This is a genomic window from Shewanella sp. MF05956, assembly GCF_059758055.1.
Map to the genome: position 1 here is coordinate 308222 of NZ_JCAYNV010000002.1, position 12632 is coordinate 320853.

Sequence of the window (12632 nt, forward strand, 5' to 3'; positions counted from 1 at the left end):
TTCCCTTAAACCACATTATTAACGCCAGCATTATCAAAACTGGCCATTTGATTGTAAAAATTCACTGCGGCTTGTATCAAAGGTAGGGCCAATGCTGCGCCAGTCCCTTCTCCTAGCCTTAATCCTAACGACAACAACGGTGTTGCCTGCAACGTTTGTAGCATTAACTTATGCCCTTGCTCGTGCGACTCATGAGCAAACACTAAATAATCGTTTGATTGTGGTGCTAATTTTAGCGCAACTAATGCCGCAGCAGTAGCGATAAAACCATCAATGACCACTAATATTTTTTGCTCAGCTGCCGCCAAAATAGTGCCGGCCATTTGCACGATTTCAAAACCGCCCAAATGCGCTAGAATCGACTCAATGGACGTCAGTTCATTACGATGCAAATCAATTGCTTGATTAATTAATGTGATTTTTTTTACTAACGTCGCATCATTAATGCCTGTGCCGCGCCCGACACATATTTCAACATCAAGATTTAGCACTGCCGCCATTACCGCCGCTGCCGCACTGGTATTGCCAATGCCCATTTCGCCTAATGCAATAATCGTTGTGCCATTATTAACATGTCTTGCGACTAAATCCTTTGCCAGTTCAAATCCTTGTCGAACTTGTGCCAACGACATCGCCGGCTGTAAATGCATGGCTTGGGTTCCTGCACCTAAGCGCTGATTGACCACACCACTGTCGCGATCTAATGGCTGTAAAATGCCGCAATCGATGACTTCTAACGCAAACCCCACCTGGCGACAAAATACATTAATCGCCGCGCCGCCATTAATAAAGTTATGCACCATTTGAGTGGTCACTTCGCTTGGGGCAATTGACACACCGTATGCGGCGATACCATGGTCGGCAGCAAACACTAACAACGTCGGCTTAGTGATGTGCAAAGCCACATCTGCAACTTGGTGACTCATTAACGTTTTATCACGGTTATATTGCACTCGTGCAATTTGCAATGCCAACGACTCAAGTTGTCCTAATGCACCAAGCGGCTTGGTTTTTTGATTAATGTTGTGCTCAATGGCATCATCGTATTCGCGACTCGGCGCAGTAATGGTAAATAACGACTCTGCTATCGATTGCGATATAGGCTTGGGCATAGATTGCGGTATAGATGCTGGCATAGATTTCGATATAGATAGTGGCTTCACTTCTTCATCCTGTTATCGACGGTGACGTAAAATAAACAAAAAGAACACACTGCCAAGTGATGCAGTAATGATACCGACAGGTAATTCTTGATTGCCTAATAAGCAGCGCGCAATCACATCAATCCACACCATAAATAAACCGCCCAATACCGCAGTTAATATCATCGGCTGACGTCCGGAAAACAATAGCCTAACCGTATGTGGGATCATTAACCCCACAAAACCAATACCGCCACAACTGGCCACTAACATGGCGGTAATTAATGAACACAGCAACAGCATGCTTAAGCGCAATTTTGCCACATTAACCCCAAGGGTATGCGCGCTTTCATCACCGGCTTGCAGCGCCATAATTTGTCGTTTAAAGGCGAGCATAATCAGTAAGCTCGCGCCAACGGTTACCGTAGGCAGCCATAACTGTGCCCAACTGGCTTTAGCAAAACTGCCTAAACTCCAAAATAGCACTGATGCGGTCGCTTGCGGGCTTGAAAAATACAGTAATAAACTGGTTAAGGCGCCGAACAGAAATGACGTCGCGACCCCAGATAACAACATGCGCTCAACTTGGCTGGTACGGCCAATACCCGACAATGCGACCACCAGCAGCACGGACAACGTGGCCCCAATAAAGGCACCCACAGGTAAACTGAGCATCGACCAGGACCACCAGGGTTGTTGTCCAACAGACGATACCAGTAGTGCTCCGTCAAACAACTGAGCAAATACTCCCGTTTGGCTGAACAGCGAAATCACCACCACTGCGCCAAATGACGCTCCTGAGCTAATGCCAAATAAATACGGATCGGCAAGCGGATTACGCGTTACCGTTTGCAGCACACTCCCTGCAATAGATAAACCGGCACCCGCCACAAACGCCAGTAAAATACGCGGTAAACGCAGCTCAAATATAATCCGTTGAGTTAAACTGCTCACCGGCGAAGTGTTATCCGCGCCAGTAATGCCGCCAAGTATGTCTGCCGGTTCTGGCGCAGGGTTATTGCTAAACAAGGATTTAAACACGCTGATGACATCTGTAAAACTAATGTTAGCGGCACCAAAACTGGCAGCAAAAAATGGCGTGAATAGCGTCGCCACAACAATGACGACTAACACACAATAGTATCGAGTTTGAGCCGGGTTACTCATCTTGTTGGCTCGCTCTGTTGGCGGTTTGATAACCATAAAAATAACTGATCAATGGTTTTGCATGCTGAGGATGAACATTCACCTCGCAACACACGCCAAACACATCACTGATTTGCCGCTCAGTCAGCACCGCGGTCGGATGACCTTTAGCAATAAGCTTACCCTGATCCAGTAACAGTAATTTGTCACACATGGCGCTGGCTAAATTTAAGTCGTGAATCGATGCAATCACGCTGATCCCAAGTGAAGCCACTAATTCCAAAATTTGAATTTGATACCGAATGTCCAGGTGGTTGGTGGGCTCATCTAAAATAAGGATTTGCGGCTGTTGTACAATGGCACGCGCAATAAGGGCACGTTGTTTTTCGCCGCCAGACAAATGTTCGTAAGGTTGTTGGCCATGCTGACTAAGGCCAACTTTAGCTAAAGCGCTGTTAATTAACTCGCGGTCATGTTGAGTTGTCGCATCAAATAAGCCTTTATGTGGTGTTAACCCCATGGTGACTAACTGCTCTGTCGTCAGGTCAAAGTAATGCGGCGTATCTTGTTGTACTACGGCAACCGTGCGCGCTAATGCCTTAGCTGAATAGGTCGTTAACTCTTTGCCAAACAAGTCAATATTGCCGCTGCTCGGGACAATATAACGGTATAAGCAACGTAATAGGCTCGATTTACCCGCGCCATTTGGGCCAATTAGCCCTAACATTTGCCCTTTCGGTAAGCTGAAATGAATATCGGCGAGAATGGTTTTACCGTTAACTTGCCAAAATAGGTGTTCAACATCTAATACTGACTCAGGCATGCTTTACACCTTCCCATGCCCAACATACTTCAATGAATATCAACATAATAACTCCCCTAAGTCACCCGCTTAGGTATGGGGGTTGAGGCAATTTAAAGCTGGTATCTGACTTATATTCAACGGCGAGTTGAATACCTACAGTTGCGGGTACAGTTTGGGCTTAACCCAATTCCCAATACTTTGAATTACATAATGATTAACGTGTATCTACCGCCACTTGTTGCGGCCAGTTTATCCTAAAGCTAACCTCAGGTTGAAACACTGAATTAGCAGCTAAAGGTGTATTACTGTCGCTAGGCTCAGTCCAGTACACATCAACAGACATAATAGCAGCATAGGGGATGGCTAGGTTAGCGAATAATCCGTTGTTTTGGCTGGCATTAAGCACATGCGCCATAATGCAACGCATTACCCCGCCATGAGTAATGACTAAGGCTTGCAGATGATTAGCTTCTGGCTCATTTGCAAGGTTAAGTGTTTGCCACATACTGTCGACTACCACCATAAAGCCTTGCTGCACCCTGTGATAAAAATCCACCAAACTCTCACCCTTATCTGGTGTATTCGCCACTTTCCATGGGTCTTGCCAGTACGCATCAAATTGGCTTGGACTGGCTTGATAAATCGCATCATAAGTTTGCCCATCCCATACGCCAAAATTGACCTCTTGTAAGGCTGGCAATGTCGTTAATGGTATGGATAACTGCTGCGACAGCGTATCGGCAAAGTGCTGACAGCGCACTAAAGGAGAGCTAAATATTTGCTTAATGGGTAAAGGCACACTACTAAAGGCTTGGCGCATTTGCTCACGCCCCTGCTCTGTGAGCGCAACATCAATTTGGCCACGGGCAATGTCACCGCCTTCGCACTCGCCGTGGCGTAAAAAAATGATTTTAGCTTGTTTCATTTAAATCAACCTCAGCCTTGCCCTTGTGATAAAAACTCGCGTACTATAGCCGTCTATACGTTTATATGTCCAAACACATTCTGAGTAGATAAGCATGTAAGTTAGCCCATTGATGAGCTCAATGAGGATATCGCCCTTTTAGATTGATTTAAGGGTATGCTTATCTTAATCAAGGTATCAAGCAATATAGTGATAAAAAGGTAACTGTTTATGGCGAAGTCGACTTCTCACAGTCAAACACTTGAACAACTTAACGCATTGTTAGCAGAGCGTATTGTGATTTTAGATGGTGCGATGGGCACCATGATCCAAGATCATAAGTTGGAAGAAGAAGATTATCGCGGCGAACGCTTTAAAGATTGGCATTGCGATGTTAAAGGTAATAATGACTTATTAGTGCTCAGCCAACCCGAGTTGATTAAGGCCATTCATGTCAAATACCTGCTTGGCGGTGCCGACATCATTGAAACCAATACCTTTAACGCCACCACTATCGCCATGGCCGACTATGACATGCAAGCCTTGTCGGCAGAAATTAACCTTGAAGGTGCCCGCGTAGCCCGCCAGGCTGCCGATGAAGTAGCAGCACAAACAGGCACGCCTCGTTATGTTGCTGGGGTGCTTGGCCCAACCAACCGTACCTGTTCTATTAGCCCAGATGTTAACGATCCTGGGTTTCGTAATGTCAGTTTTGATCAATTAGTCGAAGCCTATGTTGAATCAACCAGCGCCTTAGTTGAAGGTGGTGCCGACATTATTATGGTCGAAACCATTTTTGATACCTTAAATGCCAAAGCCGCATTATTTGCCATTGAAAAAGTGTTCGATCACATTGGCGAGCGCTTACCGGTGATGATCTCGGGTACCATTACTGATGCATCCGGTCGTACCCTTACCGGGCAAACCACCGAGGCATTTTATAACTCGCTGCGCCATATTAAGCCATTATCGATTGGCCTTAACTGTGCCCTTGGCCCAAAAGAGCTGCGCCCCTACGTTGAAGAATTATCACGCATTGCCGAATGTTATGTGTCTGCCCACCCAAATGCGGGCTTACCTAATGAGTTTGGTGGTTATGATGAAACCCCAGAAGAAATGGCCGAAGTCATTACTCAATGGGCTGAAGCTGGCATGCTTAATATTGTCGGCGGCTGTTGTGGTAGCACACCGGCCCACATTAACGCGATTCGTGAAGCGGTACTTAGACATGATCCAAGACAGCTCCCCGACATTCCTGTCGCCTGTCGGTTATCGGGTTTAGAGCCATTAACAATTGATCACAACTCATTATTTGTTAACGTCGGCGAACGTGCCAACGTAACAGGCTCGGCTAAATTTTTACGCTTAATCAAAGAAGAAAAATTTGAAGAAGCACTCGATGTTGTCCGTGAGCAAGTTGAAAACGGCGCACAGATTATCGACGTCAACATGGACGAAGGCATGCTCGACGGCGCCGCGTCGATGACCAAGTTTTTAAATCTCATTGCCTCAGAACCAGACATCTCACGCGTACCTATCATGATCGACTCATCAAAATGGGAAGTGATTGAAGCGGGTCTTAAATGCGTGCAAGGCAAGTCGATTGTTAACTCAATTTCGATGAAAGAAGGTGAAGAAGCCTTTATTAAACAAGCCACATTAGTAAAACGTTATGGCGCGGCGGCCATTGTGATGGCGTTTGATGAGCAAGGCCAGGCCGATACTCGTGCCCGTAAAACCGAAATTTGTACCCGTGCATATCGCATTTTGGTTGATGTGGTTGGCTTTGCCCCAGAAGATATTATTTTCGACCCGAACATTTTTGCTATCGCGACCGGCATTGATGAGCACGACAACTATGCTGTCGACTTTATTGAATCAATCAAAGACATTAAATCGACGTTGCCACACGCCATGATTTCAGGTGGTGTGTCTAACGTGTCGTTCTCGTTCCGCGGCAATAACCCAGTGCGTGAAGCCATTCACGCAGTGTTTTTATACCATGCGATTCAGGCGGGTATGGACATGGGGATTGTAAACGCAGGTCAATTAGCGATTTATGATGACATTGACCCAGAGCTTAAGCTTAGAGTCGAAAACGTGGTACAAAACTTACCTTGCCCAGTGGCCGATTCAAGCAACACTGAACAACTGTTAGACATTGCCGAAAAATATCGCGGTGATGGCTCGCAAGTGGCTAAAAAAGAAGACCTAGCATGGCGCAGCTGGCCAGTATCGAAACGTTTATCGCATGCTTTAGTTAAAGGTATCACTGAGTTTATCGATGAAGACACCGAAGCTGCTCGTCTTGAAGCCACCCGCCCACTTGATGTGATTGAAGGTCCATTAATGGATGGCATGAACGTGGTAGGTGACTTATTTGGCGCCGGCAAAATGTTTTTACCCCAAGTGGTTAAATCGGCCCGAGTAATGAAAAAAGCGGTCGCCTATTTAAACCCGTATATCGAACTTGAAAAAGTAGAAGGTCAATCCAACGGTAAAATTTTGATGGTTACCGTAAAAGGCGATGTGCACGACATCGGTAAAAACATTGTTGGCGTGGTATTAGCGTGTAATGGTTTTGAAGTCTTCGATTTGGGTGTCATGGTGTCGGTTGAGAAAATCCTCGACGCCGTGAAAGAACATAACATCGACATTATCGGTATGTCAGGACTTATCACCCCAAGCCTGGACGAAATGGTGCACAACGTGAAAACCTTCCACCGTGAAGGCTTAACCATACCAGCCATTATTGGCGGTGCTACTTGCTCTAAAATTCATACAGCAGTAAAAATTGCCCCACACTATCCACACGGTGCGATTTACATTGCCGATGCCTCACGCGCTGTGCCAGTCGTGTCGAAGCTCATTAATAACAACACTCGCCAAGCTACCATTGACGAAACCTATGCAGAATACGACATCATGCGTGAAAAACGCCTGTCGCAAACCAAGCGTAAAACCATCGTATCAATTGAAGCAGCACGTGAAAATCGTTGCCAACATGACTGGGAAAACTACACCCCATTCACCCCTAATGTATTAGGCCGTCAAGTGTTTGATGACTACCCACTAGAAGACTTAGTGGAGCGTATCGACTGGACACCGTTCTTTAGAAGCTGGGAGCTGCACGGACATTACCCAGAAATTTTAAAAGATAAAGTTGTGGGCGAAGAAGCGGTTAAATTATTTGCTGACGGCCAAGCGATGCTGAAACAAATTATCAGTGAAAAATGGCTTACCGCTAAAGCCGTTATCGGTTTATTCCCTGCTAATACCGTGAATCATGACGACATTGAACTGTATACCGATGAATCGCGCACCACATTAGAAATGACCACTCATCACCTGCGTATGCAACTTGAACGCGTCGGTAATGACAACTTCTGTTTATCTGACTTTGTTGCACCAAAAGACAGTGGCGTTGCCGACTATATGGGCGGTTTTGCGGTGACAACAGGACACGGTATTGATGAACATGTAGCCCGATTTGAGGCCAACCACGATGACTATAACGCCATTATGCTCAAATGCTTAGCCGACCGTTTAGCTGAAGCCTTTGCCGAACGTATGCATGAACGGGTTCGTAAAGAATTTTGGGGCTACGCCGCAGATGAGGTGTTAGATAACGAAGCGTTAATTCGTGAACGTTATAAAGGTATTCGCCCTGCACCAGGTTACCCAGCTTGCCCAGACCACACAGAAAAAGGCTTGCTGTGGGACTTGCTCAAACCCGATGAAACTATCGACTTGAATATCACCGAAAGCTTTGCCATGTACCCTACCGCTGCGGTTTCTGGCTGGTACTTTGCCCATCCAAAATCACGCTATTTTGGCGTGACCAACATAGGTAAAGATCAGGTTGAAGATTATGCACAACGTAAAGGCATGACATTAGCAGAAGCTGAAAAGTGGTTATCACCGATATTGGACTATGATCCAGAGTAAAGCGTGATTCTGAATAAAGTGTGATCCTGAATAGAGAATGATCCAGAGTAGAGAATGACCCTGAGTATACTCTAGTTCGCATATCATCTTGATGATGCATTTAACGTGTCATCAAGATGATTTATCTGCGACTGCAATTTTCAGCCTTAATATAGGCAAGCTTTAGCTTTAGCTTTAGCTTTAGCGTTAGAAAGAATCACCCATTACAAATCACAAATTGCTATTTACAAATAACAAAGTTTATTGATACACATTACCATTGTGCTTCAACCAACCGCCTTGGTGCTTTCCGCGTGGATCGTGGTGAGTCCAATGGATAACGCCGCCTTTATTATTAAACTCATACACACCGTAAAATTCTACGGTATCGCCAACATTTAGGCCGTCTATACGTGATGCTAAATCGATATTATGAGCAACCAGCAAGGTCGTTCCACTGGCTATTTTTAAAATAAACCGTTGATGACGACTGCCTTTTAGATCATCGGCGAGCATTTTTGTTACCTCACCAGACCCCGCAACTTGAACATTACTTTGTCGATTATCAATGGCATTTTGTAAGGCACTGTTACTGGCACTATCACTGGCAACGATATCAGCCGCGAAAACGTTTTGTACTATTTGGGTGGTTTGAACGTTTTTGTCTAAATAGCCAAATAACGCGATGCCGAGTAAGCCAATGAGCAGTATTTTTTTCATGAGAATCAAATCCTTTTGAACAATAATTACAATGAAGCGAATTAAAAACGCGAGGTATAGTCGCGTTTTTTATTATCTAAATTCGGGTCTGATACTGAAATTTTTAATGTCAAAAAGCTATTTCAGCGACTCTAGCCATTGGTTAAACGACGATGCAGGCATGGCACCGGATTGTTGGGCAATCACTTTACCTTGTTTAAATACCATTAACGTTGGGATCGAGCGGATATTAAACTGCGCAGCTAAAGCTTGTTGCTCTTCTGTGTTGAGTTTACCAAAACGAAATTTGGGTTCCCAGGTTTTAGCGGCTTGAGTAAACACAGGCGCAAAGCTTTTACACGGGCCGCACCAACTGGCCCAAAAGTCGACGACTAATGGCAATTCAGACTTATTAGCATGGTGGGCAAAGTTCGTCGTGGTTAACTCTATCGGTTCACCAATAAAGACAGGCTTTTTACATTTCCCACAAGTGGGTTGTTGTTCAAGACGTTCTTCAGGAACTCGATTTAAGGTATCGCAGTGTGGGCAAGCTATTATCATGTTTAGACCTCATCAACTTCATTATTGAGACGATTAAATCATAAACCTAGTTGGTGTGTTAATCGAATTATCGATGTTTGTTTTATTACACCAAACTTATGGCCCTAGACTTATGACACAAGATTGATAACCACAAACGCTTTCTGAACGCTTTCGGATCATAAATGCCTTCTGATCCAAACAATATGTGAACAGCCACGCCTTGCTCACAATAGATGACCTAATCGTGAATGTGACAAATGATGCTTACAATAAATAGCCCGATATTATTTTTGAGATTTCCAGCATTGAAGACTTACCTGTGAACTCAAATTTCACTTTACCGATAGCGGAGAAATAGATTTCTAATTCTGAATCTAAATCGAAAGTGCCTGATGTTTCGATTGAATAAGCGACAATATTTTTATAAGGCAAAGATGTAAAATCTTTTTTGCTGCCTGTAATGCCTTGAACATTTACCGCAATAATTCGCTTATTGGTAAAAACCACGCCATCACGCATCGTTTTATACGAATCGACGATTTGTTCATCATCTAACAGTAAATACTTCACTTTTTCAGCAAAATCAGGGTTTTGCTTAAGCTTAAAAAAGCCTTTATTATTAAAATCGATCATAAAATATCCTTTTTATATAAAACATTATCCGCAATGATTATTGTCTTCTCAACACACAAATCTAAGCAGGCAATCAGAGAACTTGCACTTAATACCATTAACACCCAGAAGTCACAGAAGTGATCTCAGGTTCACCAGCACTCTTCCAGTGGTACTGGAAATAACAATAACAGTAATTACTGGCTATGATTGTGGTGTTCTGCTGCTTTACAGACACAGGCTGCAACACTGGCTGCAACAACGAATACCAAACATGGCCAAACATTGCCAAACAAACAAAACGGACATGTTATGAGCGCTAAACTTTTTGGGTCTTCAAATCTATTGTCTCTTTTTTCACTTTAGTCTCAACATATGCCTGATAACGGCCGGGCTTATGATTAATAGCAATGAGTACATTTAACATCGCAGCGCCCATTACCGACAAGAACACCACCTCGACAGGAAACATCAGCAAGGAAGAACTCAAAATAATGGTGTCGACTAATAAGCCAAAATTACCGGCGCGAATTGAATACTTATTTTGCAAATATAGCGCCAAAATACCCAAACCACCTAAGCTTGATTTATGCCGAAACATAATCAACATACCCACTCCAATCAACATTCCGCCAACCGATGCGGCAAATACGGGATGGACATTATCGATATGAATAAGCATCGGCATGTAATCTGTCATCACTGAAATGATGGATACTGAAATGAAGGTATTAATGGTGAAACGCTTAGAGAGTTTGGTCCATGCAATGTAGTAAAAAGGCACATTGACTAAAAAGAATAACACCCCAAAACTTAACGATGATAGGTGCATACCAATAATGGCAATACCAGCGCTCCCACCGGTAATCAGTTGATTACTGTTATAGAGGGTTACACCTAAAGACACCATGACACCTGCACAAAACAAAGCCAATATGTCTTCGTAAAATCGGTGTGTTGGGAATTGCATGAGTTGTCTATCCTTACTGTTAGAGATAATTATTCATGCTGCAAACACAATGCGTTACGCCAAAAGCTTAAAGTAGCAACATATTAAGGGCGCGCAGTGTAGCGAATCGAAGTCGATTTATCAGGTCGGGCCAGAAGAGAAATATTGTGAAGAACACCCCGATTGTACACATTTGTTTACGATCAACATATATACTGTAAATTTAATGATACTAGGTATATTATTGATAATGAGCTCAATATTGAAAATATTCACTCGCACATGCCTCCTCGAACGGTAAACATGTGAGCTTATAGATCAATTAAAGCTCCAAGCAATAAACACGCATGCTAGATATGCATTACACCGTGAGCTGCCACATATCAAAAGCCTCTTGGCAAAGTTGCTCTCTAAATCTTGGATGGGCAATGTCAATAAGCGCACGAGCACGTTCTCGTAAAGATTTACCGCGCAAATAGGCTATACCATACTCGGTAACAATATAATGAACATGCGCACGAGTGGTCACTACGCCCGCCCCTGGCGATAATACTGTAGCAATTCGCGACACAGTACCATTAGCTGCAGTACTTGGCAGCGCAATAACAGAACGCCCACCTTCTGACAGCCCAGCTCCGCGAATAAAGTCCATTTGCCCGCCCACGCCTGAGTATATTTTAGTCCCTAAAGAGTCGGCACAAACCTGCCCCGATATATCAACTTGTAACGCCGAGTTAATCGACATGACATTAGGATTTTTACGAATGATTGCGGTGTCATTCACCTGCTCGATGTCCATAAAAATCACCGAAGGATTGTCATCGACAAAATCGTAAAGTCGTTGGCTACCCAGCGCAAAACCAGTGACCGTTTTTCCTGGATGCACTTTTTTACGACTGTTATTGATTACGCCTAATTCAACTAAATTCAGCACGCCATCTGAAAAGAGCTCAGTATGAACGCCCAAATCTTTATGCGCTGTTAAGCACGACAATACCGCATCAGGAATAGCGCCTATGCCCATTTGTAAGCAATCACCGTCGCGAACCAAGGTGGCAACATGCTGACCGATGGCCTGGCTGGTTTTATCACTTGAATCGATTAAATGTTGCGGCAATGGCTGGCTTTGCTCAAATACTGCAGCAAGCTTGTTGTAGTGAATAAATCCATCTCCGTGGGTACGAGGCATCATGGGATTAATGTGAGCAATAATTTTACCCGCCACCTGGCAAGCCGCGAGTGTGGCTTCAACCGAAATACCTAATGAGCAAATACCGTGTTTGTCTGGCGGAGAGACTTGAATAATAGCCGTGTCGATTTTTTGCTCACCTGAACGAAATAACTTAGGCACTTCAGACAAGAAAATTGGCACATAATCGGCATTACCTTGTTGCAACAGCGAGCGCGTGGGTGTGCCAGCAAAGTAACAACGATGGCGTAGATGCCCCTGTAAACTGGGATCACTTAGCGACTCAGCACCTTCGGTATGCAACTGCAATAATGTTAACTCTTGCTTTGTTAATGCATGTTGGGCTAACGCGTTTAATAATAATGTTGGAGTTGCCCCCATGGAATGAGTCCACAAGGTTTCGCCACTTTCAATTAAGGAGACGGCTTCTAATGCACTACTACAAATAATTGGTTTCATTAATATTACTCTAGGTAATTAAGCTATTTGTAGTGTAAGCGGTTAATTCCCCCTTTAATAGTGTTGGTAGTGGTAACGTTGAGCTAGCACAAAATAGTTGAGTAATTGAGACATGCAAAGAGGTAATTGATGATACTAACAGCCGAAAAACACGGCTATTTCAAGCACGTTTAGCTCATAGATTTAGTTTATAGATTTAGCTTCTCCGCCTAGCTCATGAATTAAGCTAATGACGTTTTATTTTACCAAAACTTCAC

Annotated in this window: 10 protein-coding genes and 1 riboswitch; of the genes, 1 reads left to right on the forward strand and 9 read right to left on the reverse strand. The window is 44.0% G+C overall.

All coding sequences use genetic code 11. The features are described 5' to 3' along the window. Positions 1–5: 5 nt before the first annotated feature. From cobT to AC19MX_RS03280, 4 genes are all read right to left on the reverse strand, one after another. A complete protein-coding gene (gene cobT, locus AC19MX_RS03265) occupies positions 6–1100 on the reverse strand; it encodes a nicotinate-nucleotide--dimethylbenzimidazole phosphoribosyltransferase (protein ID WP_432399214.1) in 1095 nt (364 codons plus the stop codon). Between the two features lie 75 nt (positions 1101–1175). Next, positions 1176–2309: a FecCD family ABC transporter permease gene (locus tag AC19MX_RS03270; protein ID WP_432399112.1), complete on the reverse strand. Its 1134-nt coding sequence runs from the start codon at positions 2307–2309 to the stop codon at positions 1176–1178. After that, the gene (locus tag AC19MX_RS03275; protein ID WP_432399113.1) at positions 2302–3111 is read right to left on the reverse strand and encodes an ABC transporter ATP-binding protein; all 810 of its coding nucleotides are present in this window, start codon (positions 3109–3111) and stop codon (positions 2302–2304) included. The genes AC19MX_RS03270 and AC19MX_RS03275 overlap by 8 nt, the downstream gene beginning before the upstream one ends. A 79-nt stretch (positions 3112–3190) precedes the next feature. Continuing rightward, positions 3191–3309: riboswitch (cobalamin riboswitch) on the reverse strand. Next, complete coding sequence (locus tag AC19MX_RS03280) at positions 3308–4018, reverse strand: histidine phosphatase family protein (RefSeq protein WP_432399114.1); 711 nt, start codon at positions 4016–4018, stop codon at positions 3308–3310. Its footprint overlaps the riboswitch before it by 2 nt. Positions 4019–4228: 210 nt before the next feature. Between AC19MX_RS03280 and metH the strand changes: the two genes are divergently transcribed. After that, positions 4229–7945, forward strand: a complete 3717-nt coding sequence (gene metH, locus AC19MX_RS03285) for a methionine synthase (protein WP_432399115.1) — start codon at positions 4229–4231, stop codon at positions 7943–7945. Positions 7946–8185: 240 nt separating this feature from the next. Here metH and AC19MX_RS03290 read toward each other — a convergent pair whose 3' ends face one another. From AC19MX_RS03290 to AC19MX_RS03310, 5 genes are all read right to left on the reverse strand, one after another. Beyond that, entirely contained in the window at positions 8186–8644 is a 459-nt protein-coding gene (locus tag AC19MX_RS03290) for a DUF3465 domain-containing protein (protein ID WP_432399116.1), read from the reverse strand. Positions 8645–8761: 117 nt separating this feature from the next. Then, positions 8762–9184, reverse strand: coding sequence for a thioredoxin TrxC (trxC, locus tag AC19MX_RS03295; protein ID WP_124729954.1), 423 nt, complete (start codon positions 9182–9184; stop codon positions 8762–8764). A 246-nt stretch (positions 9185–9430) separates the two neighbouring features. Continuing rightward, complete coding sequence (locus AC19MX_RS03300; protein WP_432399117.1) at positions 9431–9799, reverse strand: PH domain-containing protein; 369 nt, start codon at positions 9797–9799, stop codon at positions 9431–9433. Between the two features lie 298 nt (positions 9800–10097). After that, on the reverse strand, positions 10098–10748 hold the full coding sequence (locus AC19MX_RS03305; RefSeq protein WP_498296473.1) for a YitT family protein: 651 nt from the start codon (positions 10746–10748) through the stop codon (positions 10098–10100). Positions 10749–11088: 340 nt separating this feature from the next. Further along, positions 11089–12375 carry an acetyl-CoA hydrolase/transferase family protein gene (locus AC19MX_RS03310; protein ID WP_432399119.1) on the reverse strand — a complete coding sequence of 429 codons (1287 nt, stop codon included), beginning with the start codon at positions 12373–12375 and terminating at the stop codon, positions 11089–11091. Positions 12376–12632: the final 257 nt, after the last annotated feature.